The sequence below is a fragment of the Staphylococcus sp. GDY8P45P genome (assembly GCF_017892745.1).
GTDB classification, from domain to species: Bacteria; Bacillota; Bacilli; order Staphylococcales; family Staphylococcaceae; genus Staphylococcus; species Staphylococcus cohnii.
In genome coordinates this window covers 532,381-557,734 of the sequence record NZ_JAESLS010000006.1, presented here as the reverse complement: position 1 = coordinate 557,734, position 25,354 = coordinate 532,381, and the positions used below count along the sequence as shown (strand labels likewise).

20 protein-coding genes and 1 pseudogene are annotated in these 25,354 nt (G+C 33.0%); 11 read left to right on the top strand and 10 right to left on the bottom strand.

From position 1 onward, the window contains the following. Positions 1-12: 12 nt before the first annotated feature. Positions 13-645, bottom strand: a complete 633-nt coding sequence (locus KA873_RS07365) for an N-acetyltransferase (protein WP_107504703.1) — start codon at positions 643-645, stop codon at positions 13-15. 181 nt (positions 646-826) lie between these two features. Here KA873_RS07365 and acsA point away from each other — a divergent pair, with 181 nt between their 5' ends. Continuing rightward, a complete protein-coding gene (acsA, locus tag KA873_RS07360; protein WP_107504702.1) occupies positions 827-2,536 on the top strand; it encodes an acetate--CoA ligase in 1,710 nt (569 codons plus the stop codon). Positions 2,537-2,839: 303 nt separating this feature from the next. After that, positions 2,840-4,507: a formate--tetrahydrofolate ligase gene (locus KA873_RS07355; RefSeq protein ID WP_107504701.1), complete on the top strand. Its 1,668-nt coding sequence runs from the start codon at positions 2,840-2,842 to the stop codon at positions 4,505-4,507. 209 nt (positions 4,508-4,716) lie between these two features. On the opposite strand, the gene KA873_RS07350 is transcribed toward KA873_RS07355, so the two are convergent. Next, positions 4,717-5,628, bottom strand: a complete 912-nt coding sequence (locus tag KA873_RS07350) for a biosynthetic peptidoglycan transglycosylase (RefSeq protein ID WP_107504700.1) — start codon at positions 5,626-5,628, stop codon at positions 4,717-4,719. A 398-nt stretch (positions 5,629-6,026) separates the two neighbouring features. Here KA873_RS07350 and tyrS point away from each other — a divergent pair, with 398 nt between their 5' ends. After that, complete coding sequence (gene tyrS, locus KA873_RS07345) at positions 6,027-7,289, top strand: tyrosine--tRNA ligase (protein WP_107504699.1); 1,263 nt, start codon at positions 6,027-6,029, stop codon at positions 7,287-7,289. A gap of 263 nt (positions 7,290-7,552) precedes the next feature. Here tyrS and KA873_RS07340 read toward each other — a convergent pair whose 3' ends face one another. Next, positions 7,553-8,839, bottom strand: coding sequence for a S1C family serine protease (locus tag KA873_RS07340; RefSeq protein ID WP_107504698.1), 1,287 nt, complete (start codon positions 8,837-8,839; stop codon positions 7,553-7,555). Between the two features lie 166 nt (positions 8,840-9,005). On the opposite strand from KA873_RS07340, the gene KA873_RS07335 reads away from it, so the two are divergent. The 3 genes from KA873_RS07335 (at position 9,006) to KA873_RS07325 (ending at position 12,647) form a co-directional block, all read left to right on the top strand. Beyond that, on the top strand, positions 9,006-9,626 hold the full coding sequence (locus KA873_RS07335; protein ID WP_107384393.1) for a lysophospholipid acyltransferase family protein: 621 nt from the start codon (positions 9,006-9,008) through the stop codon (positions 9,624-9,626). A gap of 164 nt (positions 9,627-9,790) precedes the next feature. After that, positions 9,791-11,287 (top strand): N-acetylglucosamine-specific PTS transporter subunit IIBC, encoded by a 1,497-nt coding sequence (gene nagE / locus KA873_RS07330; RefSeq protein WP_107504697.1) that lies wholly within the window; start codon positions 9,791-9,793, stop codon positions 11,285-11,287. A 238-nt stretch (positions 11,288-11,525) separates the two neighbouring features. Next, positions 11,526-12,647 (top strand): HAD family hydrolase, encoded by a 1,122-nt coding sequence (locus KA873_RS07325; RefSeq protein ID WP_107504696.1) that lies wholly within the window; start codon positions 11,526-11,528, stop codon positions 12,645-12,647. Between the two features lie 113 nt (positions 12,648-12,760). Here KA873_RS07325 and KA873_RS07320 read toward each other — a convergent pair. The 4 genes and pseudogenes from KA873_RS07320 to KA873_RS07305 all read right to left on the bottom strand — a co-directional run. Then, positions 12,761-12,931 (bottom strand): annotated as a pseudogene (locus KA873_RS07320) (IS5/IS1182 family transposase); the annotation flags it as partial. 377 nt (positions 12,932-13,308) lie between these two features. Next, complete coding sequence (serA, locus tag KA873_RS07315; RefSeq protein WP_107504695.1) at positions 13,309-14,925, bottom strand: phosphoglycerate dehydrogenase; 1,617 nt, start codon at positions 14,923-14,925, stop codon at positions 13,309-13,311. Then, positions 14,918-16,078 carry a pyridoxal-phosphate-dependent aminotransferase family protein gene (locus KA873_RS07310; RefSeq protein ID WP_107504694.1) on the bottom strand — a complete coding sequence of 387 codons (1,161 nt, stop codon included), beginning with the start codon at positions 16,076-16,078 and terminating at the stop codon, positions 14,918-14,920. Before KA873_RS07310 ends, serA begins: the two co-directional genes overlap by 8 nt. A gap of 164 nt (positions 16,079-16,242) precedes the next feature. After that, positions 16,243-16,683, bottom strand: a complete 441-nt coding sequence (locus KA873_RS07305) for an SACOL1771 family peroxiredoxin (protein WP_107383801.1) — start codon at positions 16,681-16,683, stop codon at positions 16,243-16,245. A 78-nt stretch (positions 16,684-16,761) separates the two neighbouring features. On the opposite strand from KA873_RS07305, the gene KA873_RS07300 reads away from it, so the two are divergent. Next, positions 16,762-17,505 (top strand): glycerophosphodiester phosphodiesterase, encoded by a 744-nt coding sequence (locus KA873_RS07300; protein ID WP_107504693.1) that lies wholly within the window; start codon positions 16,762-16,764, stop codon positions 17,503-17,505. A gap of 318 nt (positions 17,506-17,823) precedes the next feature. Here KA873_RS07300 and KA873_RS07295 read toward each other — a convergent pair whose 3' ends face one another. The 3 genes from KA873_RS07295 to KA873_RS07285 all read right to left on the bottom strand — a co-directional run bounded on the left by KA873_RS07295 (position 17,824) and on the right by KA873_RS07285 (position 19,879). Then, the gene (locus KA873_RS07295) at positions 17,824-18,330 is read right to left on the bottom strand and encodes a GNAT family N-acetyltransferase (protein ID WP_107505144.1); all 507 of its coding nucleotides are present in this window, start codon (positions 18,328-18,330) and stop codon (positions 17,824-17,826) included. Between the two features lie 221 nt (positions 18,331-18,551). Next, positions 18,552-19,154, bottom strand: coding sequence for a 30S ribosomal protein S4 (rpsD, locus tag KA873_RS07290; protein WP_019468598.1), 603 nt, complete (start codon positions 19,152-19,154; stop codon positions 18,552-18,554). A gap of 260 nt (positions 19,155-19,414) precedes the next feature. Beyond that, positions 19,415-19,879, bottom strand: coding sequence for a GAF domain-containing protein (locus KA873_RS07285; RefSeq protein ID WP_107505145.1), 465 nt, complete (start codon positions 19,877-19,879; stop codon positions 19,415-19,417). 222 nt (positions 19,880-20,101) lie between these two features. Here KA873_RS07285 and ezrA point away from each other — a divergent pair, with 222 nt between their 5' ends. The 4 genes from ezrA to KA873_RS07265 all read left to right on the top strand — a co-directional run bounded on the left by ezrA (position 20,102) and on the right by KA873_RS07265 (position 25,306). Next, positions 20,102-21,793 carry a septation ring formation regulator EzrA gene (gene ezrA, locus KA873_RS07280; protein ID WP_210140201.1) on the top strand — a complete coding sequence of 564 codons (1,692 nt, stop codon included), beginning with the start codon at positions 20,102-20,104 and terminating at the stop codon, positions 21,791-21,793. Positions 21,794-22,092: 299 nt separating this feature from the next. After that, a complete protein-coding gene (locus KA873_RS07275) occupies positions 22,093-23,229 on the top strand; it encodes a cysteine desulfurase family protein (RefSeq protein ID WP_107505146.1) in 1,137 nt (378 codons plus the stop codon). Next, a complete protein-coding gene (gene thiI, locus KA873_RS07270; RefSeq protein WP_107505147.1) occupies positions 23,226-24,449 on the top strand; it encodes a tRNA uracil 4-sulfurtransferase ThiI in 1,224 nt (407 codons plus the stop codon). The genes KA873_RS07275 and thiI overlap by 4 nt, the downstream gene beginning before the upstream one ends. An 80-nt stretch (positions 24,450-24,529) precedes the next feature. After that, the gene (locus KA873_RS07265; protein ID WP_107383794.1) at positions 24,530-25,306 is read left to right on the top strand and encodes a sulfite exporter TauE/SafE family protein; all 777 of its coding nucleotides are present in this window, start codon (positions 24,530-24,532) and stop codon (positions 25,304-25,306) included. Positions 25,307-25,354 lie beyond the last annotated feature (48 nt).

Sequence of the window (25,354 nt, the reverse complement as noted above, 5' to 3'; positions counted from 1 at the left end):
TTTAACTCCCCTTTAAAAGAAAAAGCGATTCTTGTATCTTAAATCATCGAATGCTTGTAACTGATCAATGGAAATGCGTGCACCTATTCTTGCCATTAAACAATTAGCTGGATGGCTAGTGATTTCAGGATCATCTGTAGCAAAAATCTCTAGGCCCCCATAACCCATTAATTTTTGCATTAGTTTTTTATACGCGTAAACATCCAGACTTGCATTTTTTAAATCCCAATGCCAATAATACTCAGTGGTTAATACGATATAATCTTCATATTCATCAGCAGTCAAACTTAAACGAATGAGTTTACTGCCTAAATGTAAATGTCGATAAGGTAAACTGATTTCTATGGCACCCAGTTCTATTAAGTACTCAAGGTTACCATCCGACCAACGTTCTAATGGATCAGGATAATGATAGGTGACATAACCAATAATATGTTTATGTTCTCGTATCACAAAAATTCTACCTTCTGCTAATTCACTAATTTCTTTTATAGCTATAAATTGATCGTCGGGTTGTCGAAAAGCAGAAAGTCCATCATCAAAAGTCATAAGTTCAAGATTTTCTCTAGAAACAGGACCTTCTATAATAAATGTACCTTCGTCCAAATGAAATGTTTGAAATTGATACGTTTTTATATGTTCCATTTTTTCACTCCAAACGACTGTAGATGAATATCATATTCATCCTTTAATACTTTTAGTATAAGGGATTTTAGAAAAAATTAACACGATAATGTATCCGTTTACACCGATTATTTTGAAAATTGCGAATTTGTTAGTTATAATATGCATTAAGCATTCGATTTCATTAAGAGGGGGATTTAGAATGAAAGTAGAAGTATATAAAGGGGAAGAAGGAAATTTTAACCTTCAAAACTATGAGAAACAATACAACAACTTTGATTGGAAAGAGGTCGAAAAAGCATTTTCATGGTATGACACTGGTAAAGTGAATATGGCGCATGAATGTATCGATCGTCATGTGGATGAAGGTAAAGGAGAAAAAGTTGCACTTCATTATAAAGATGATCAGCGACAAGAAAGTTATACTTTCAGTGAAATGAAATCAAAATCGAATAAAGCTGCAAATGTTTTAAAGGATAAGGCAAATGTTGAAAAAGGTGATCGTGTATTTATTTTCATGCCACGAACACCTGAACTTTATTTTGCATTATTTGGTATTTTGAAAATAGGTGCAATTGTCGGCCCATTATTTGAAGCATTTATGGAAAAAGCTGTTGGAGATAGACTAGAAAATAGTGAGGCGAAAGTGATTGTTACTACTAATAGCTTATTACCAAGAATACCTGTAGATAAATTACCAAATTTAGAAACAATCATTGTAGTTGATAATGATGTAGATCGTGCATATGTAGATTTCAATAGTGAGTTTGAACAAGCAAGTGATCAATTTGATACAGAATGGTTAGATTTAGATGATGGTTTGATTTTACATTATACATCAGGATCAACTGGTCAACCTAAAGGTGTACTACATGCGCAAAGATCAATGTTGGTACATTATATTTCAGGTAAATATGTACTTGATTTTAAAGATGATGATGTGTATTGGTGTACAGCAGATCCAGGATGGGTCACTGGTACATCGTACGGTATATTTAGTCCTTGGTTAAATGGCATTACGAATTGTATTGCGGGAGGTAGATTTTCTCCTGAAGCATGGTATGGCATGATAGAAGAATTTAAAGTGACTATCTGGTATACAGCACCAACAGCGTTAAGAATGTTAATGAGTGCTGGTGACGATATCGTCGAAAAATATGACTTGTCATCATTGAAGAGTATTTTATCTGTCGGTGAACCTTTAAACCCTGAAGTCATTAAATGGGCAAAAGATGTATTTGGATTGCGTGTATTAGACACTTGGTGGATGACTGAAACAGGTGGTCATATGATTGTAAATTATCCTTCGATGGACGTGAAATTAGGCTCAATGGGTAAACCTTTACCAGGCATTGAGGCATCAATCGTAGATGACCAAGGTAATGAATTACCCCCTAATCGCATGGGTAATTTAGCAATTAAAAAAGGTTGGCCATCCATGATGATTTCCATTTGGAATAATCCTGAAAAATATGAATCGTATTTTATCGGCGACTGGTATGTTTCTGGAGATTCCGCTTATAAAGATGAAGACGGATATTTCTGGTTCCAAGGTCGTGTTGATGATGTAATCATGACAGCAGGAGAACGCGTAGGTCCATTTGAAGTAGAATCAAAATTAGTGGAACATGAAGCAGTTGCTGAAGCAGGAGTTATTGGTAAACCTGATCCTGTACGTGGTGAAATTATCAAAGCATTTGTTGCCCTACGTCCTGAATTCGAAGAAAGTGATGAGTTGAAAGAAGAAATTCGTAAATTTGTTAAAGAAGGATTAGCTGCACATGCTGCACCACGCGAAATAGAATTTAAAGAAAAATTACCTAAAACACGTTCAGGTAAAATTATGCGTCGTGTATTAAAAGCATGGGAACTTGACTTGCCAGAAGGGGACTTAAGTACGATGGAAGATTAATTAAATACAAAGTATTTTACGATTATTCAGTAAGCAAAACTAGCTAAAAACACTCCTTTATTGATAAGTTTTAACACAGCTTAAAATTTTGAAATAAAGGAGTTTTTAGTGTAATAAAACAATATAAGTAGAAATGTATATCATATCTTTACAAAAGACGCTTATTATTTTGAAAGCGTTATCTCTATTAATCGACAACACAACATTATTTAGTTATTATGAATATGTAAGGAATTTTGACTCACTGATTGAAATTTGATTTTTAAAAGTGATTAAAATTTATATAAGAAGGGGCGAATTAATTTGGCACATTTATCAGACTTAGATATTGCTAATCAATCAACATTACAACCAATTGGAGATATTGCTGAAAAAGTGGGTATTCCTGCAGATGCTTTAGAACCATATGGACACTATAAGGCTAAGATAGATATCAACCAAGTTAAACAAAAAGAGAACAAAGGGAAAGTTGTGTTGGTAACAGCAATGAGCCCAACACCAGCTGGTGAAGGGAAATCAACAGTTACAGTGGGATTGTCAGACGCATTTAACCAATTGAAGCAAAGTGTAATGGTTGCTTTACGTGAACCTGCTTTAGGACCAACGTTTGGTATTAAAGGTGGAGCGACAGGTGGTGGTTATGCTCAAGTGTTACCAATGGAAGATATTAACTTGCATTTTAATGGTGACTTTCATGCGATTACTACAGCGAACAATGCTTTATCAGCATTTATTGATAATCACATTCATCAAGGAAATGACTTAGGTATAGATCAAAGAAGAATTGAGTGGAAACGCGTTTTAGACATGAATGATCGTGCCCTAAGAAATGTGATTGTAGGATTAGGTGGCCCAACACAAGGTGTACCTCGAGAAGATGGCTTCAATATTACAGTGGCTTCAGAAATTATGGCGATTTTATGTTTAGCTAACGATATTCAAGATTTGAAATCTAAAATCAGCAAAATTACGGTAGGTTATACAAGAGAGCGTAAACCAGTCACTGTTGCGGATTTAAAAGTTGAAGGTGCTTTAGCGATGATACTTAAAGACGCAATCAAACCGAATTTAGTACAAACGATAGAAGGAACGCCTGCATTAGTACATGGTGGTCCATTTGCAAATATTGCACATGGTTGTAACTCAATTCTTGCTACACAAACTGCTAGAGAATTAGCTGATATTGTCGTAACAGAAGCAGGATTTGGCTCAGATTTAGGTGCTGAGAAATTTATTGATATCAAAGCGCGTGAAGCAGGATTTGAACCATCAGCAGTTGTAGTAGTGGCTACAATTCGGGCGATTAAAATGCATGGTGGCGTTGCAAAAGACAACCTTAAAGAAGAAAACGTTGAAGCATTAAAAGCAGGAATTGTAAACTTAGAACGCCATGTAAATAATGTGAAAAAATATGGATTAGAACCAGTGATTGCATTAAATGCATTTATACATGATACAGAAGCAGAAACAAAATTTGTTCAAGAATGGGCAAAAGAAAATGGTGTTCGACTAGCTTTAACAGAAGTTTGGGAAAAAGGTGGTAAAGGCGGTATCGATTTAGCTAACGAAGTGTTAGAAGTAATCGAACAACCACAAGATTTCAAACATTTATATGAACTAGAACAGCCATTAGAAGATAAAATTGAAACAATCGTAAAAGAAATTTACGGCGGTACCAAAGTAACATTTAGTAGTAAAGCTCAAAAACAATTAAAACAATTTAAGGAAAATGGTTGGGACCATTACCCTGTATGTATGGCCAAAACGCAATATTCATTTTCAGATGATGCTACATTGTTAGGTGCACCTGAAGGTTTTGAAATTACAATCCGGGAATTAGAAGCTAAAACAGGTGCTGGATTTATTGTAGCACTGACTGGTGCAATAATGACAATGCCTGGATTACCTAAACAACCCGCCGCATTAAAAATGGATGTTACAGATGATGGACATGCAGTAGGTTTATTCTAAATAATTGTACAAAAAAGAGTCTTGGATATAACCTCTTTTTTTAATACAAACGTCAATTTCTATCGAATCACATAAAAACTAATCTTAATTAGTGAGACTAAAATAAAAACACTTTCGTTGAGTTCATTTAAAATGAATAATACGAAAGTGTTTTTCTATGCATAGACTTGCTAACTTAATAGAAATTAAAAACATGTATATGATTAATTTTATTTAGTCATTAAATGAGCTTTAATGTCATAATTTTCTGCACGTCTATAATCATAAAGGGTAATTTCATCTTCTACTAACATACGTTTTAACACATAATGTTGTCTATTTAAACTGACTTGAATTTGATCGCTAGATTTAAGTGAGCCATCCTCATTATAGGGTGTGTAATAGTATGGGCTTTGTAATAACCCAACTAAATAAGCAGATTCAGCAATATTCAAATCCTCAGCAGGTTTGCCAAAAATACTATAAGCAGCTGAACCAATGCCAGAAATATTTGTGCCATTATAATCACGACCAAAGGGAACAATATTTAAGTATGTATATAAAATTTCGTCTTTAGTCAGTATTTTTTCTGCGCGCATTGAGAGTACCAGTTCATTTGCTTTTCGGTTATATGTTTTTTTATTGGTTAAAACTTGGTTTTTAACAAGTTGTTGCGTAATTGTACTACCTCCAGTAGCATCAACTGAATTAAATATATCCTGTCCAATTGCTCTTAAAACCGCTTTAGGTAATATACCATTATGACGAAAGAACAAACTGTCTTCTGAAGCTGTTAATGCTTTAATCACATTGCTATCAACATGTTTTGGACCAACAATAAGTGTATTAATAGAATTGTTATATTCTGATAAAATATTGTCACTTTTATAATCAATATCTTCATTACCAGACACATTTAATAATTTATGTTTTAATTCATTATCTGACATATGCGTTGCTTCTTCTGTTAAATTTTGAAAATAAAGCACAGATATTGCTAGTAAAATAAGCAAAGTACAGCCAAATATGAAAAACAAACCTACGAAAAAGTGTTTGATTTTTTTATAAATAAATTCAAACTGTTCCAGTCTGGTATGTTGTTTATTTTTACGAATGTCTGTATCAAACGTTTGTTTTTCCATTGTGGTCCTCCTTAGCTAAACAGTATTATAACATAAGATAGACTGTTGACTTTTAAAATAGAATTAAATATAATAAATATCAATTCGATATCGTTTTTGGATAGAGGAGAAGTATTATATTGTATCATCTTCAGAGAGTTAGTGGTTGCTGTGAACTAACGTTGATCTTTATATGAATACACCTTTATAACGCAATTATCCAAACGTTTTAGTTAATGAACGTATCATTAATAAAGTTGTTTGACTTAAAGTATGGTGGTACCGTGCACTTGCGCCCTTACATAAATATGTAAGGGCGCTTTTTTGCATTTTCTAATATTATTTTTCTTGAATGATGGAAGCGATGCAAATAAAGCCTATTCAAAACTTTATCAATATTTAATTAGGAGGTTGATATCATGACAAATGCATTAATTGAAGAATTAAAATGGAGAGGCTTAATTTATCAACAAACGGATGAAACAGGTATTGAAAATTTATTAAATAAAGAACAAGTTACGTTATACTGTGGTGCCGATCCAACAGCAGATAGTTTACACATTGGTCATTTATTACCATTCTTAACTTTACGTCGCTTTCAAGAGCATGGTCATCGACCGCTTGTGTTAATTGGTGGCGGTACTGGAATGATAGGCGACCCATCTGGTAAATCAGAAGAAAGAAAGTTACAAACTGAAGAACAAGTTGAAATCAATGTTCAAGGTATTAGTAAACAAATGCATAAAATTTTTGAGTTTGACACAAATAAAGGTGCAAAACTAGTTAATAATAAAGATTGGCTTGGACAAATATCATTAATTGAATTTTTACGAGATTATGGTAAACATGTCGGTGTAAATTACATGTTAGGCAAAGATTCTATTCAAACGCGTTTAGAACATGGCATTTCGTTTACTGAATTTACTTACACAATTTTACAAGCAATTGATTTTGGACACCTTAATCAATCATACAATTGTAAAATTCAAGTGGGCGGTTCAGACCAATGGGGCAATATCACTAGTGGTATTGAACTCATGCGTCGTATGTATGGGGAAAATGAAGCTTTTGGTCTGACGATTCCGTTAGTAGTTAAATCTGATGGTAAAAAATTTGGTAAAACAGAAGGTGGAGCAGTATGGTTAGATGCTGACAAAACAAGCCCTTATGAATTCTACCAATTTTGGATTAATTCAACTGATGAAGATGTTATTAAATTTTTAAAATACTTCACATTTTTAAGTAAATCAGAAATAAATGATTTAGAAAAATCATTGCAAGAAGCACCACATTTACGAGAAGCACAAAAAGCATTAGCTGAAAATGTTACTAGATTTATTCATGGCCAAGATGCATTAGATGATGCAATTAGAATTTCACAAGCTTTATTTTCAGGTGATTTGAAATCACTTTCAGCTAAAGAATTAAAAGAAGGATTTAAAGATGTACCGCAAGTTGACTTAAACCACACGACTTCGAACATTGTTGAAGCCATCGTTGAAACTGGCATATCTTCATCTAAGAGACAAGCACGTGAAGATATAAATAATGGTGCAATTTATATAAATGGTGAAAGACAACAAGATGTAAATTATGAATTGTCAGACGAAGATAAAATCGATAATGCATTTACAATTGTACGTAGAGGTAAGAAAAAATACTTTATGATCAATTATAAATAAGATTTGAAATATAAAAGGTGAGCGGAACTGAAATTTAATTTTATTAAAATCATTTTGTCGTCCCACCACTAGTAGCGATGACTACATTTGAAAAAAGTAGAACTAAAGTTCATGCATAAATCCCACTACTCAATTTATTGAGTAGTGGGACTTTAACATCTACTGACAATATAAAGGAGTCTGGGACATGATTGATGTCCCAGACTCCTTTTTTTAAAGATTAAGTTTTGTATCCTGTTTTCTTAACATATTACCATATTTTATTAATTAAAAGGGACGGCTTCCTCTTTAGATGAGTCTGTGGTATTAGACTTTTGTTCTGTTAATTTTACATCTACACTTTGTGTTTTACCTTTTCTTTCAATTGTTAATTTAACATTATCTCCTGGTTTTTTATGTTCATATAAATAAGAGCGTAGTTCTGTATCTTCTGTGACTTTTTCATCATCAATTTTTGTAATAATATCGCCTTCTTTTAATCCACTATCAGCATATACTTTTGCTACATATATACCTTGTTTTCTATCCGTATTTAATTGTTTTTTATACTCATCTGGTATTTCACTTAAATTTAGTAAACCAATACCGATAGAAGGGCGATCGATTTTTCCGTTTTTAACGAGTTCTTTAATTGTAACTTTCACTTCGTTACTAGGTATTGCGAAACCAATACCTTCAACTTGTTCATTCGCTATTTTCATAGAATTTATACCTACTAAATTCCCATTTAAATCTACTAACGCACCACCAGAGTTACCAGGGTTAATGGCTGCATCTGTTTGTAGTACATTTACTTTGTTCGCACCTGCTGATGTTTGTGTATCAATTGTACGTTCACTTGCTGAAATGATACCTGATGTTACAGAATTTGCGAATTCTAAACCAAGTGGGTTGCCCATTGCAAATACACTGTCACCTGTTTTAACTTTAGAGGAGTTGGCAAAATCTATCGCTTTTGTACCTTTGGTATCATCAATTTTTAATACAGCAATATCAGTAAGTGCATCTTTACCTATTAATTTGGCATCTACTTGTTTAGAATTATGTAATTGTACTTTAATTTCGCTTGCGCCATCAATTACGTGATTATTCGTAACAATATATGCTGATCCATTATTCTTTTGATAAATCACACCAGAACCCACGCCAGCTTCTTCAGATTTAGCAGATTTCCCTTTAAGCAAATCATCTAAATTTTGGGCTTTTTGCATATTGATGACACCGACAATTGCAGGTGATACATCTGTAATCATTTGATTGACAGAATCATATTTATCATTTTTGCCATCTAATGAATTACCAGCATTACTATTATTATTCGCTTCTTTGACGGTTGAACCATTATCATTTAAAACAGTATTCTCCATCAATTTGCCAATACCTAAGACGATGAGTGCACCTATGATACCAGCTATTAGTGCAACAAGAACAGTTTTAAACCAAGGGAATTTTGGTTTTGTTCGTTTACTAAATGTCGTCTGAGTGTTATTTGATGTTTGCGCGTCAGGTTGTTTATTATTTATATTTTGATCGTTGTTAAATTCTGACATATTATACCTCCGATTTATTCTATAAAACCTATTATGAAAGGTTTGTCCAACTTTTTCTAGTATATCACTATACAACTTTAGACTGAAATATAAATTATCTTGTTCATTAATGCACTAAATGATAGAATCAATAGGGTAATATAAGGTAAAAAAAGTAGGTGGAAAAATGTATAGAATTGTTAGCGGTATATTAAATTTTATTTTACGTAAAATATGTAAATCATTAGAAGTACAAGGAAAAGAAAACATCCCTCAATTACATAGATACGTCGTCACTTGTACCCACGAAAGTTACAATGAAGTCATTATGCTAGGTATGGCTATTTATCCAAACCAAATTCATTATATGGCCAAAAAAGAGTTGTTTAATAGCAAATGGTTCGGTGGATTTTTAAGTTCACTTAATGCTTTTCCAGTTGACAGAGAAAACCCTGGACCAAGCACGTTGAAAAAGCCAATTAAATTATTAAAAGAAAATAAAACAGTCGGTATTTTTCCAACTGGACATCGTATGAAATATGATGAAGGCTCACCGATGAAACGTGGCGCAGTTACAATCGCTATGATGGCTCAAGCACCAATTTTACCAGCGGCATATATTGGACCCAAAAAAATCAAAGGTTTAATCACGGGTAAAGCAATTATTAAATTTGGTGAACCCATCGAAACAAAAAACTTGCCTAAAGATATGAAACGAAATGAAAAATTAGAATATTTAACAAAAGAATTGGAAAAAAGAACAATTCAATTACAAAATGAATTAAATACGTATGCAGCACATAAATAGTTAATTTTACTCATTTTGAATCTTATTTTATATACGAAATTTATAGAACTTGTGTTATTATGGAATTGTACAATGACAACAAGTAAAACGCTTTCATTCACCACGTGGACATTTTGTACATGTGGTGATTTTTTAGGTAATTTATTGGGAAATGGGGAATGATTATGTATAGTTTCTTTCAACGTTTGGGAAGATCGCTCATGTTGCCAGTTGCAGTGTTACCAGCAGCAGCAATTATCGTTGGTATTGGTAATGCATTAACAGCACTCGGTATATTGCCAACTATAGCTGCGTTCTTTTCTACAGCAGGCTCAACGATTCTAGAACAACTAGGAATATTATTTGCAATTGGGGTCGCTTTAGGTATGGCGAAAAAAAATGACGGTGCAGTGGCGCTTGCTGCAGCTGTTGGTTTCTTCTTAACAACCGTCGTGCTTAGTCCTGAAAAATTAGCACCATTATTGGGTGTAAAAGAAACAGGAGTAAATGAAGCGTTCGAACAAATGAATAATCAAAACGTCTTAATCGGTTTGATTATTGGTTTAGTTGCTGCATATACGTATAACAGATTTAGTAAAACAGAGTTGCCAACAGCGTTATCGTTCTTTAGTGGTAAACGTTTGGTACCTATTTTAACTGCATTCTTTAGTATATTTATAGCAGTTATTATGTTATTTGTTTGGCCGGTTGTGTATTCAGCAATTGTTACATTTGGAACATGGATATTGGATTTAGGACCTGGCGGCGCATTTTTATATGGCTTTTTCAACCGTTTGTTAATACCTACCGGGTTGCACCATGCATTGAATACAGTGTTCTGGCTTGATTTAGTAGGTATTAATGATATCGCTAAATTCCAAACAGGTGATGGTGCCGTTAAAGGTATTACAGGACGCTATATGGCTGGTTTCTTCCCAGTAATGATGTTTGGAATTCCAGCAGCAGCATTAGCGATGTATCATACTGCTGAGACAAAACAGAAAAAAAGAGTTTATGGTTTAATGTTTGGTGGAGCTATTTCAGCATTTTTCGTTGGCGTGACTGAGCCAATCGAATTTTCATTTATGTTTGTAGCACCAATACTATTTGTCATTCATGCACTATTAACTGGTTTATCTCTGTTTATTGCAGCGCTATTCCACTGGACAGCAGGGTTCTCATTTAGTGCAGGATTAATTGACTTTTTACTATCTCTGATTAATCCAGTAGCAAATCATCCACTGATGTTAATGGTTCAAGGTGTAGTGTTCTTTGTGATTTATTATGTTGTATTTAGATTAGCAATAAAATGGTTGAAACTTAATACACCTGGTCGTGGTGATAACTTACTACCTGATCCGACATCTGAAGAAGCTACAACAGGTGACACTGCAGATTCAGCTGAGTCTGAAGGGGAGTTACAGACAAATAAGTATTCAAAAACGGCTAGTCAAATTTTAGAAGGTCTTGGTGGCAAAGAAAACATTACTTCTTTAACAAACTGTGCTACACGTTTACGTATGGAACTCAATGATAATAGCATTATTGATGAAACTAAGATTAAAGGTGCTGGTGCAGTAGGTGTTACAACAAGTGGTAAGCACAACACCCAAGTTATCATTGGTACGCAAGTACAACAAGTAGCAGACGAAATGGAAGCACAATTAGAAGATCATAATTAGATAGCATCCTTTGAAAGATTTATTATAAAGATACAGCAATTCATAAAATCACGTTTGGAAATAATCGATAAGTACATGTTATCGTTTCATTTTCAAGCGTGATTTTATTTTCAAATTAATTCTATGAAATTAATAATATTTTTCTATATATGTCTTTTGGAAATACATTGCTCTTTTCACATGTAAATAGTACGATATACTAGTATCAGAATTTTCTGATTAAAGGAGAGGAACTAAGATGAAGTCGGTATTATTTGATGTTGATGGTGTGTTTTTAAGTGAAGAAAGGTGCTTTGATGTATCTGCATTAACTGTTTATGAAATGTTAATGAGTAAAGATTATATTGGTATTGACCCGTCTATAGATTTTCATGAACTGGATGATGAGCAAATTTCTGAAATAAGAGATATTGTCTTCTACCATGATGAAATTTTAACAAAGTTAAAATCTTTAGGTTTGAATTCAAACTGGGATATGTTATTTATCGTTATTGCATTACATTACATTGATTTATGCAAATCACTTTCTCAAGAGGAATTATCTATTGCATTGAATACTGAAAGCTTTAGTGAACAAACGCTACAATTTCTCGGTGATCATATTTCAAATATTGAGCTTAATTTTGAATTACCACTTTCATTTTTAGATGGTTTAAGTTCTGGTAAAGAAAATATATACCAAGCATTAATTGAACATGCAAAAGTACAGTTAAATACAGAAGATGCTGAATTATTTGAGTTGAAAAGTCCATTCTGGACGCTAGCACAAGAAATTTATCAGGAATGGTATTTAGGTTACCAATTATATAATGAAGTAGAACAGAAACAACAACGCACTGACTTTAAAAAGGGCTATATATATCAAGAGGTAGTGCTTAGACCTGTTAGTGAAATCAAGCAATTGTTAGAAGATTTGAAAGAGGCTGGTTACCAAATAGCTATTGCAACAGGTCGACCACGAACTGAGACAATTGTTCCATTTGAGACATTAGGCATTAAATCTTTGTTTGATGATTTACATATTGTAACAGCTAGTGACGTATTGAATGCAGAAGAGCATTTTCCTGAATTAAAGCCGCTAGGGAAACCAAACCCGTTTAGCTATTTAGCAACGCTTGATGGTAATATTATGGAACATTATAAAAAATATGCAACAAATCAAGAAAATCGTGTAAATCCAGATGAAGTATTTATTGTTGGTGATTCATTAGCTGATTTATTAAGTGCGAAAAAGATAGGCGCAACTTTTATCGGTCCTTTAACAGGTTTGAAAGGCCAAAATGCACGTGAGGAATTAGAAAGTTATGATGCAGAATATATCGTTAATCATGTAGGTGAAATTCGAGATATTTTATTATAATACAAACGTTGACGATTGAGGAATATAAGAAATATTAATGTATATAAGCACATCTTGATAAAGATGATTACGATTAATGAGTTACAGGTTTTACTTGTACTAAAGCGCATATATAAACATTTTGGATGATATGAGTAGCACCACGATGATGTTTGAATGTATCGATTACAATTTCAGAGATTGTTTCAACGATTTCATTCACATGTCGTGACATATCATTTGAGGGAATAAGAACTGAAGTTTCCATTGGTAGAGTGTTGAGTCATGTTGTAATCTTTATACATAAGGCACTTCGTTAATTTAGTTTAGTGGGATTTATTAAATTATACGAAAGGCCTTATTTTTTTGAATAACAAAATATAAATTGTAGCGATTTTGTAATGTGCTGACACCGGGTGAATAGTATGAGTGAGTGAGAGACTACAGGCTCGAGCCATATCCCCAGGCAAGCATGCACGATCAAAACTGTAATATTTTTAATATAAAGAGGACCAATCCATATTAAGGATTGGTCCTCTTATTTTGAGCATGTGCATTTATGTCCTAGACTCTGAAATAGTATTAACATGAATAGGGCGGTTAATAATAGTTTGAAATATAAGTACTTTGATTAAAAAAACTGAAAGGACAATCATTTTGTTGTCCTTTCAGCTTATTATTGTTAAATATTATAATTTTCACTTACTGCAACATCTAATTCTACACTTCTTATTAAATTAAATCCTTCAATTTCATATAAAGCATCGATGACATCTTGTGTAACAGGATGATCAATTGATAAAATCATCAACGCATTACCACCTTGGTTTGTGCGTCCTAAATGCATAGAAGCGATATTGATATTGTATTCACCTAATATTTGACCTGTACGACCTACGATACCTGGTCTATCGTTATGATTGATAACCAGTTGATGTTTTTCGGGTTTGAAATCAACAGGGTATTCATTAATACGCACGATTCTTGGGCCATAGCCATTTAGTACAGTGGCACCAATTTTAATTTGTGTGTCTTTATTAATTAAAGTTAATTCAATATAATTACTAAATCCACGATGTTTAGTATCTTTTTCTATATTATATGATACACCTTGCTCATTTAGTAACACTAAGGCATTTATTAAATTGACACGTTCCGCTAAATCTTGGCGTAATACACCTGATACAAGGGTTCTAGTAAGTAAACTTGTATCATCCAGTGCGATATCCCCTTTATATTTAATTTGTAACTCACGTGGGGCTTTTTCCAATAATTGAATACCTACTTCACCAGTTAATTTACTTAATTCAATATATGGCTTTAATTCATCATTAATTTCATTGAAGGACATTTTTGGTGCGTTAATCGCATTAACGACATTACCGTGTTCAAATATGTCTATGATTTCATTGGCAACGGAGACTGCAACTTTTTCTTGTGCTTCAACAGTAGATGCACCTAAGTGTGGTGTGACAATTATTTTATCATGCGCAACAAGTGGTGATTCAGTTGCAGGTTCGCTTTCAAATACATCAATTGCAGCGCCCTGAATTTGATTGGTATCTAATGCTTCGACAAGCGCATCTTCATCAATGATACCTCCGCGCGCAACATTGATAATTTGAAGGGTCGGTTTTGCTTTTTCAAAAAATGCTTTATCTACAATACCTCTTGTTTTTGGTGTTAGTGGGGTATGCACTGTTACAAAATCTGCTTGTTCAGCAATTTCATCAACTGTAGCACGTGTCACATTAAGTTCTTTAGCTTTGTCTTCTGACAGATAAGGATCAAAAGCAAGTATGTTCATACCAAAGCTTTGTGCACGTTTTGCTACACCAATTCCAATTCTCCCAGCACCAATGACACCTAATGTTTTGTTATAAAGTTCAGTTCCTCTATAAGCTTTACGATCCCATTTTCCGTTTTTCAATGATTGGTGGGCTTGAGGGACGTTACGTGCCATGGATAAAATCATTGCCATCGAATGTTCAGTAGCTGAAATTGTATTCCCATCAGGTGCATTAATAACGATAACACCATGTTTAGTAGCAGCTTCTACATCAATATTATCCACACCAACGCCTGCACGTGCGATGACTTTTAAGTTTGGTGCAGCAGCAATGATATTAGAAGTGACTTGGGTTTGGCTTCGTACAATTAGACCCTCATAGTTAGGAATGATTTCAGCTAATTCTGTTTCATTCAAATCAGTTTGAATGTCGACATTAAAATCGCTATGATCTGTTAAATTTTTTAAACCATCTGGTGAAATTGGATCTGAAACTAAAATTTTATACATATGCTTTTACGACCTCCATATATTGTGTGATAGCTTTACCAACATAAGATTCATTTCTAAATTCTGACAATAGTATTTCTAACGCTGATACAACTTGTAAAATATCAAAAGGCGATATTTGACCCATATGGCCAATACGTAATATTTGACCTTTTAAATGACCCTGGCCACCAGCAATCGTAATGGCAAATCTATTTTTTAATTCATTTTTAATATAGTTCAGTTCATCTTTAGATTTTGGAATAAACGCAGTGACAGTAGGAGATGCATAAGCATCTTGGACCAATAACTCTAAATCTAATGCTTTCAAAGCTTGTCTTAGTCCATCTCTTATTGCATAGTGTCTATCTATCACTTGATCTAATCCTTCTGAATTAACTAGTTCGGCGTATGCGTTTACACCTCTAAATAAAGAAACATTAGGTGTGAAAGGTGTTGAATGTTCAGACAATGATTTTAAATATTTATTTAAATCTAAATAAAATCTAGGCGTTATTACTTCGTTAAATCGTTCTTTTGCACGATTATTATAAGCTACAAATCCAAGACCAGGTGGAAGCATAATTGCCTTTTGACTACCTGAAACAAGGACATCGATATAATCTCGATCTAAATCTACATCAACGGCTCCAATACAACTGACACCATCAACCACAAAATAAATCGATGAATCAAAGTCGCTTAATGCTTTACCTAGTTCATGTACAGGATGTAATACAGCTGTAGAAGTCTCACAATATTGGCTGAAGACTGCTGTGATATCAGTGTTTAAAGATTTTAAAAAGTCGATAAAATCAGGAACATTAACTGCTTGACCCCATTCAACTTCAAATATATGTACATTATCGTAATAAGTCTCTGCAATTTGTTTAAATCTATTGCCAAATGCACCAGAAACAATAATAACAATGTCATCATCTGGGTTTGCTATATTCAACATACTCGCTTCAAGTACGCTTGTACCACTTGAAGTAAGTATCATAACCTCATTTTTAGAGCCAAAGATAGGTTTAAGTGATTTAAAAGCTTGTTCTGCGATTGATTCAAAATCACTTGATCGATGTCCGACCATTGGTAATTGTGTAGCGTGTAATATATGTTCTGGTACAGGTGTAGGTCCTGGTGTAAGTAACAAAGGATGATAATATTTCATGTGTAATTCCCCCAATGCTTATGATTGTCAAGTTTAGCAAATTTTCAGAAAATATAAAAGTGTAAAAATTTAAAATTATTAAATATATTCAAATTTCAAATAATATGTAAGGGCATACATTGTTATTATAATCATATTCCGTCATACATAAAATGATTGCAAAATTATTTTAATATTGGTTCTATTTTGACGTCGACATTGCCTCTTATAGAATTTGAAATCATGCAATTATTGTCTGCAATCTTTAGTAACTTTGGTAGTTTCTTTTTTAATTGTTCTTTCTGTGTTGTATCCACTTTTATTTCTGGATAATGTGTAATCGTGTCCATTTTAAATTTGGCATTTTCAAATATAGCTAATCCAATTGTTGATTGTTGGATATCTATCTGCGTAAAACCTGAGCGTTCTAATACAGCTGCAAGGGAAATGATATAACAAGATGATGCTGCAGAAACTAGTAACTCATCAGGATTCGTACCAGTTCCATTTCCTCCTAAACCTGCTGGGATAGATATTTGTTCATCTAAAACATCACCAGATAGTTTACCGACTGATTCACGTCCATCTGCCCATTTTGTAGTTACTTTAAATTGATGTTGGACCATTGCTTTGACCTCCAATGTTTTTATGATAACTTAAGTTTAGATGATTCTACTTTATATTGAAAGGGGAGGGCACTTTTTATGTCATTTGAATTCGAAAATCATCACATAATGTTAGTTGCGCATCGTGGCTTGGCAATGGATTATCCAGAAAATACTATCATTGCAATTCAAGCTGCCCTTCAAAGCAATGCAGATATATTAGAGATAGATTTACATAAAACGCGGGATGGTCAGTTAGTTGTGTTACATGATGATTCTATTGACAGAACATCCGATGGTAGTGGGAAGGTTAAAGAACAAACACTTAATGATTTAAGAAGATTTGATTATGGCATAAATAGTAGTCCAAGATATACAAAACAAACATTGCCTACATTAGATGAAGTATTAACATTAATCAAAGCATCGCCCAAGTTATTATTAATAGAAATGAAACAACCTAAAAACTATCCTGGCATTGAAAATGATTTAATAGATAAACTAAAGCAATATGAGCTAGATAAGAAGCAAGTGATCATTCAATCATTTGATCAAAAATTTATAAAGCAACTATATCTGAAGCATTATGGTTATCGATTAGGTATTTTAATCAGCAAAAAACGATATTGGTATAAAATGCCATCTTTTAAAAAAATAGCTGAATATGCAGACTATGTTAATCCGCACTACGCATTAGTGACGGAAGCGTTTATGAAGAAGGCACATGACTATGGATTGAAAGTAATGCCTTATACTGTTAATGAAAAAAGGCAAGCGATAAAACTGATACGTATTGGTGTAGATGGCCTTATTTCTGACAAACCACATCACTTATTTTGTTAAGTCAATGATTAGTTTTAAATAAAAGTTTGAGGTATCACTTTATCTGCTCTGTTAATGTATAGATTTAAATTGGAATATATTATCAAAATTGACATGGTATAGACATCGAAGTAACTTTTTTAACATGCAGTCTGACAAGGGAAGATAATTTAGATTTCAAGATTAGTTAAGCTAAAGCTCATGGATAAGTCCCACTAACTCAATAAATTGAGAAGTGGGACTTATGCATGTTATTTAGCGAATATTTTCTATAATTTTGTTGTTTAAATGTAGATTCTATTTACATTACAAAAGTAAGTTTCATTTACAGTTATACGTTTATTTTTGTTGGTTAATCCAATCATCTCTTAAAAGTCCCATTACATGGCAATCATTATATTTTCCCCGTGTATAGAAATGTTCTTGTAAGGTACCTTCAATTTTAAAGTTTTGTTTTTGGTAAATATGTACAGCTTTTTCGTTCGTAACGTCTACAAATAAATATATTTTATGAAGGTTTAACACTAAAAAGGCATAATCTATAGCCATTTTAAATGCTTGAGAGGCGTATCCTTTACCACCATATCCTTCATCCACGATAATTTGTATTTCGCAATTGCTATGTATAAAATCAATTTCTACTAATTCAACGACTCCGATACGTTCAGAATCATTTTCAATAATAAATCTTCTTTCAGATTCATCTAATAGATGTTTTTTGTAGAGTGATTGTAATTCACTTAGAGACTGATAAGGTTCTTCAAACCAATAAGACATAATGGAATATTCATTATTTAAATGATGTACAAAGTCTAAATCTGTTTCTTCTAAAGCTCTGATTTTCAATGATAACACTCCTTTTTACTAAATATAAACAAAGTGAAGTAAAAAGTAAAATTGAAAGGGCGTGCAGAGGGGATGTTATATCTTTCTTTAACATTTAGTGAATGCAATGGCAAACATGAAGAAGAGCTTTAATATAGCATAAAGGTTCATTGCATATGAATTAGAATGGAGAAATAAAAAAACACCGACAAAAAATTGTCGGTGTTTGAGTATGAAACTTATTATCTTGAGTAGTACTCAACGATAAGTTGTTCATTGATTTCAGCTGGTAATTCACTACGTTCAGGAATGCGAATGAATTTACCTTTTAAGTTGTCTGCATCAAATTCTAAGTAATCAGGTACAAAGTTGTTGATTTCAACAGATTCAGCAATGATATCTAATTTAGCAGATTTTTCACGTACTGAAACTTCTTGACCAGGTTTAAGTGTGTATGACGGAATGTCAACACGTTTACCATCAACTTCGATATGACCGTGGTTAACGATTTGACGTGCTTGACGACGTGTACGAGCTAAACCTAATGAATATACAACTGCATCTAAACGTGCAGCAAGTAATTGCATGAAGTTTTCACCGTGTACACCATGTTGGTTACCAGCGATTTCGAATGTGTTACGGAATTGTCTTTCAGTCATGCCATATAAATAACGTAATTTTTGTTTTTCACGTAATTGTAAACCATACTCTGACATTTTTTTACGTTGGTTAGGACCGTGTTGTCCTGGTGCGTATGGACGTTTTTCTAATTCTTTACCTGTGCCACTTAAAGAAATACCTAAGCGACGAGATTTTTTCCAGTTTGAACCTCTGAATCGAGCCATAAATTGACTCCTCCTTTTTCTCTTTTATTGTTATGAAAAAACAAAAAAGAGTGTTGTATGCTTAATTGGATATATTGTTTTATGTGTCCTCGCCTCATAGCTACGGTTACACGGCACGCCCACTTTGGGAACAACATAGCGCCAATTAATATACAACTGCTAATTTCGTTTATTCACACAAAGAACATTGTACCATGATATATTAATCTGTCAATAGTCGACTTTGCGTTTTGTTTGTTTGTGACAGATAAACATACAATTTATGATAATTGTTGTTCAATGATTTTTACAATTGCTTCTAATCCTTGTTTATCTTCATTATTAAAACGGTTTGTGATAGGTGCATCTATATCTAAAACACCTATTACATTATTATCTTTATGAATCGGTACTACAATTTCAGATTTACTGTTAGCATCGCAGGCAATATGACCAGGAAACGCATTGACATCTTCTACTAATTGCGTTTTATCTTGGGCAACAGCAGTACCACATACCCCTTTACCAATAGCGATATGTACACAAGCAGGGTGCCCTTGAAATGGTCCGAGAATCAATTCGTTATCTTCTACTAAATAAAAGCCAATCCAGTTAATTTGATCTATTGAGTCATTTAATAATGCAGATACGTTACTTAGGATAGCAATCATATTTGACTCATCTTCAATTAAACTTGAAACTTGTTTTTGTAATAAATCATAATTTGTTTCAGTGACCTCTAGCATAAAAAAACCTCACTTTTTACTTTTCATTTATTATAAAGACTGTTTTAATAGTAATCAATCAATAGATTTTAGAAGTTTTTCAAAATATCGTTATACATATGATTTAGGTGAGAATGAACTTATGATTAATTTTAAATAATTGAGATGATTCACTCATTTTCTCTTTAATGGGTAGGTATCTTACGTTATAATGAATAGTGATAAAATAGGAGGAGAAAACATATGGTATTGTATGTCATTTTAGCAATTATTGTCATTATACTGATTATTGTCGGTGTATTATTCTATATGCGTTCCAACAAAAGCCAAATGATTGAAAAGGCTGAAACGCGTAAATCAAAAGTAGAACAATTACCCTATGATGAAAGTCTATCTCAATTATCTGAGCTAACTTTAACTGGGGAAACAAAAACGACTTATAACGGTTTAAAACAAAATGCATTAGATAGTAAAAATCAATATTTATTGCCAGTAGAAGAAAAAATTCATCAAGCGGAAGGATTACTTGATAAATTTAAGTTTTCACAAGCTCAAACTGAGATTGATGAAGCACATGAACTAATGGATAAATATGAAGAAAACTACAACGAACTTAATTCAAATATTGAAAACATTTTAAATCTACATAAAGAAAGTGACCACTTATATGAAGAATGTAAGGTGGATTATCGTGAAATGAAGCGTGATGTGTTAGCCAATAGACACCAATTCGGTGAAGCGGCTGCTCCATTGGAACAAGAAATTGAAACTTTTGTTCCAGAGATGGAAACATACGAAACATTAAAAGAAGACGGCAACTATAACCAAGCGTATGATCACATCAAAACACTAAATGAAGATATGAATTATCTTAAAAAAGATATGGATGAAATTCCTGAATTAATTAGAGAAGCACAAAAGGAATTACCAGGTCAATTCCAAGATTTAAAATATGGATGTCGAGATTTGAAAGTCGAAGGTTATGATTTAGACCATGTCAAAATTGATAGCTCATTACAGACGCTTAAAACAGAATTGAGTTTTGTAGAACCGATGATTAGCAGGTTAGAATTAGACGAAGCAAATGATAAATTAAATAGTATCAATGATCGTCTTGATGAAATGTATGAATTAATCGAACATGAAGTGAAAGCAAAAAATGAAGTAGAAGAAACAAAAGAAGTCATCACAGATAATTTATTTAGAGCTAAAGAAATGAATTATACATTACAAACTGAAATTGAATATGTGCGTGAAAATTATTATATAAATGAAAGTGATGTTCAAAATGTCAGACAGTTTGAAAATGAAATTCAGAGTATGATTTCAGTTTATGATGAAATTCTACAAGAAATGGCAAAGTCAGCTGTAAGATATAGCGAAGTTCAAGATAACTTGAAATATATCGCAGAACATGTTGATGTTATCAATGAAAAACAAGAAAAATTACAAAATCATTTAATTCAACTTCGCGAAGATGAAGCAGAAGCAGAAGAAAATATCTTGCGTGTACAAAGTAAAAAAGAAGAAGTTTATAGAAAACTCTTGGCGTCAAATTTACCAAGTGTACCTGAAAGATTCATCATTATGAAAAATGAAATAGACTACGAAGTACGTGAAGTAAATAAAAAATTCAGTGTAAGACCGATTCATGTAAAACAACTTAAAGATAAAGTATCTAAAGTAGTCTTACAAATGAATAAATTTGAAGATGAAGCTACAGATGTCCTCGTTAATGCAGTTTATGCTGAAAAATTAATCGAATATGGGAACCGTTATCGTAAAGAAAGTTCAAATATTGATAAAAGTCTTAACGAAGCGGAACGTTTATTTAAAAACAATCGTTACAAACGCTCAATTGAAATATCTGAACAAGCGCTTGAAAGTGTAGAACCGGGCGTTACAAAACAAATTGAAACACAAGTTATTAACTAAATAATAGTAATCTTATTTGAGGCTGGAACATTTTTATGTTCCAGCCTCGAATAATTTGTTGGACGTAGATGTTCGCATTAATAGATTATTAATATTTAATGGTCATTCAAAAATTTATTTCGATAGTGATGAAGAAATTATATTTTAAAAATCAATTTCTGTTTCACTCTTTTTTCTTTTTAATAAAAGCGAGTATAATGCTAAAAGGGAAACTTTAAAATATGAAATGAAATGTTGACATAAAATATAAATATGAAGCGTTTAAAAATATAAAATGATATACAATTGGAGTGAAAACATTGATTTATCTTGATAATGCAGCGACAACAAAACCAAGACAAGATGTATTAGATACCTATTTAAAAGTAAATGAGTCGTTATATTTTAATCCTAATAGCCCACATAAAGCAGGTATACAAGCAGAGCAATTATTACAACAATCAAAAGATCAAATCAAAGAGCTATTTAAATTAGAAAAAGATTTTGATATTGTATTTACAAGTGGTGCAACTGAATCGAATAATATTGCGATTAAAGGAATTGCATACAAGAAAAAGGCATTTGCAAATGTCATAATTACCTCTGTTTTAGAACATCCTTCTGTTTTAGAGGTAGTACGTTCATTGGAAACTGAAGGGTTCGAAATAAGATATGTAAATATTACAAAGGATGGACAAATTGATTTAGAACATTTGGAATCGTTAATGTCAGACAAAGTAGCACTCGTGACTTGTATGCATGTCAATAATATTATGGGACAAATTCAACCTGTCGAAGCAGTGTCAAAAATAGTCCATCAATACCCTAGAGCACATTTGCATGTCGATGCAGTACAAGCAGTAGGTAAAATTGCTTTAAATTTTGAAGCTGCTGACACACTGAGTTTAAGTGGTCACAAATTTCATGGTTTAAAAGGGCAAGGTCTTTTATTTGTTCGTAATTTACATCAAATTGAGCCAATTGTGCATGGTGGCGGTCAAGAGTATGGACTTAGAAGTGGCACAGTCAATCTTCCTATTGATATAGCTATCATAAAAGCTTTAAAGATCGCTGCTAAAGAAAGTACGCAACTGTATGAAAAACTAAGTGAGTTCAATCAAGAAATTATACGATTTTTAAATGAATTTACTGGCGTGAAAGTTAATTCTCCTAGCGGTGCATCACCACATATTTTGAATGTTGGCTTTCCGGGTGTGAAAGGTGAGGTTTTAGTAAATGCATTTTCAAAATATGATATTATGCTTTCTACTACAAGTGCGTGTTCATCCAAAAAAGCTTCATTGAACGAGGTGCTTTTAGCAATGGATATTCCAAAAAAGCAAATAGAAGGCAGTATTAGAATATCGATGGGTGCCAACACTACCGTAGAAGATATTCGTGATTTTAAAGAGAAATTTAAGCTTGTATATGAAGAAGTGAAGGAGTTGTTAATATGATTTATGATCACATTTTAGTGAGATATGGTGAGTTGACTTTAAAAGGTGCTAACCGTAAAATGTTTGTTAATAAATTACGTTCGAATGTCAAGCGTGCATTAATGCCACTGCAAGGATATAACGTCAAAGCCAATAGAGATAGAATGTACATTGAATTGTATGAAGATGCAGATATTGAAGAAATGTGTCGTCGACTAGAAAAAGTATTTGGTATTTATTCTATTAGTCCTGTATTGAAAATTGATAAAACAATAGAAGCAGTACGTGATTTAGCAGTAAAATTTGCACAAGGTTATGCACATGGAGATACATTTAAGATTGATGTCAAACGTTCAGATAAAAACTTTCCGTTTGATACATATCAATTGCAAAAAGAACTCGGTGGTACAGTGCTAAACGCTACTGATAATCTTACAGTAGACGTACATAACCCGAACCATACGATTAAAGTAGAGGTTCGATTAGACGCTATTTATGTATATGATAAAGTAATTGCTGGATCTGGTGGATTACCAGTCGGTACAGGCGGTAAGACATTACTTATGTTATCAGGAGGTATAGATTCTCCAGTAGCTGGTATTGAAGTTATGAGAAGAGGCGTTACTGTAGAAGCCATTCATTTTCATAGTCCACCATTTACGAGTGAAAAGGCTAAGGACAAAGTAATTGAACTTACAAGAATCATGTCCTCTCATGTAGGTCCTATAAAATTGCATATCGTGCCATTCACTGCTTTACAAAAACAAATAAACAAAGTGGTACATGAGCGCTATACGATGACTTCAACACGTAGAATGATGATGAGAGTAGCGGACAAGCTTGTGCATGATATTGAAGGACATGCCATAGTAAATGGAGAGAATTTAGGGCAGGTTGCAAGTCAAACCCTTAAGAGTATGTATGCTATCAATCATGTGACGTCTACACCAATTTTACGACCGCTTTTAACATTAGATAAAGAAGACATTGTGAAGAAAGCTAAAGAAATTGGCACATTTGACGTATCTATCCAACCATATGAAGATTGTTGTACAATCTTTACACCTAAAAATCCTGTGACGGAGCCAGATATTGAAAAGGTGGAAAAATTTGAAACAGTGTATGATTTTGAACCACTTGTACAGGAAGCATTTGAACAAATAGAAACATTAATAATTACGCCAGACTATCAAAGTGAAAAAGATACTGAAACGCAAGCACTGGCAGATGATTTATTTTAACTTTTATTATGAATATTCAATTCCATACAAACAACATTAGCTAATCAGACATAAGAATAAAACAGACAGGGGATGGAATTATGCTAGATTGGGATATTTCGATCGTTCTTATAATTATACTTCTAGGGTTTTTAGCAGCGTTTATTGATGCTGTTGTAGGTGGCGGCGGTTTAATTTCTATTCCGGCATTATTAGCTGTTGGTATGCCACCAGCCGTTGCTTTGGGTACAAATAAATTAGCAAGTTCATTTGGTTCACTCACAAGTGCATTTCGTTTCTTGAGATCGGGTAATGTCGATTTGAAGATAGTAGGAAAGTTATTTCCATTTGTATTTATTTTAGCAATTTGTGGCGCGAGTGTAGCCACATTTCTGCCAGCCGAGCTTTTAAAACCACTGGTTATCATTATTTTGACCTTAGTCATGATTTATACATTGGTGAAAAAAGATTGGGGCAATGTACGTACATATACAAAATTGACATTTGGTAAAGCAATTTTATTTGTAAGTATTATGTCGCTTATTGGATTTTATGATGGTTTTTTAGGTGGTGGCACTGGCTCATTTATGCTTTTTATTCTACTTATGTTCGGTTTTGATTTTTTAGGCGCTGCTGGCAATGCAAAAGTATTAAATTTTGCTTCTAACTTAGGCGCTTTAATTTTGTTTATGATATTAGATCAAGTTGACTATTTTTATGGTTTGATTATGGCAGTAAGTATGATTTGCGGATCGTATGTTGGGGCGACATTCGCAATTAAAAAAGGTGTCAGTTATGTAAAAACTTTATTTATTGTAGTAACTGCTGTTTTGATTATTAAAAATGCTTACGATTATATTATGCAATTAATCAATTGATCATGTTGAAAATTAAACTGTAATACTTCAATGGTATTCGGGTGTGCG

Coding starts and splice junctions, on each gene's coding strand:
- acsA (WP_107504702.1), top strand. CDS start 827: ATGAAAGTAGAAGTATATAAAGGGGAAGAAGGAAATTTTAACCTTCAA.
- KA873_RS07325 (WP_107504696.1), top strand. CDS start 11,526: ATGAAGTCGGTATTATTTGATGTTGATGGTGTGTTTTTAAGTGAAGAA.
- KA873_RS07335 (WP_107384393.1), top strand. CDS start 9,006: ATGTATAGAATTGTTAGCGGTATATTAAATTTTATTTTACGTAAAATA.
- KA873_RS07305 (WP_107383801.1), bottom strand. CDS start 16,683: ATGGTCCAACATCAATTTAAAGTAACTACAAAATGGGCAGATGGACGT.
- ezrA (WP_210140201.1), top strand. CDS start 20,102: ATGGTATTGTATGTCATTTTAGCAATTATTGTCATTATACTGATTATT.
- tyrS (WP_107504699.1), top strand. CDS start 6,027: ATGACAAATGCATTAATTGAAGAATTAAAATGGAGAGGCTTAATTTAT.
- thiI (WP_107505147.1), top strand. CDS start 23,226: ATGATTTATGATCACATTTTAGTGAGATATGGTGAGTTGACTTTAAAA.
- KA873_RS07365 (WP_107504703.1), bottom strand. CDS start 645: ATGGAACATATAAAAACGTATCAATTTCAAACATTTCATTTGGACGAA.
- KA873_RS07300 (WP_107504693.1), top strand. CDS start 16,762: ATGTCATTTGAATTCGAAAATCATCACATAATGTTAGTTGCGCATCGT.
- KA873_RS07285 (WP_107505145.1), bottom strand. CDS start 19,879: ATGCTAGAGGTCACTGAAACAAATTATGATTTATTACAAAAACAAGTT.
- serA (WP_107504695.1), bottom strand. CDS start 14,925: ATGTATAAAATTTTAGTTTCAGATCCAATTTCACCAGATGGTTTAAAA.
- KA873_RS07350 (WP_107504700.1), bottom strand. CDS start 5,628: ATGGAAAAACAAACGTTTGATACAGACATTCGTAAAAATAAACAACAT.
- rpsD (WP_019468598.1), bottom strand. CDS start 19,154: ATGGCTCGATTCAGAGGTTCAAACTGGAAAAAATCTCGTCGCTTAGGT.
- KA873_RS07340 (WP_107504698.1), bottom strand. CDS start 8,839: ATGTCAGAATTTAACAACGATCAAAATATAAATAATAAACAACCTGAC.
- nagE (WP_107504697.1), top strand. CDS start 9,791: ATGTATAGTTTCTTTCAACGTTTGGGAAGATCGCTCATGTTGCCAGTT.
- KA873_RS07265 (WP_107383794.1), top strand. CDS start 24,530: ATGCTAGATTGGGATATTTCGATCGTTCTTATAATTATACTTCTAGGG.
- KA873_RS07310 (WP_107504694.1), bottom strand. CDS start 16,078: ATGAAATATTATCATCCTTTGTTACTTACACCAGGACCTACACCTGTA.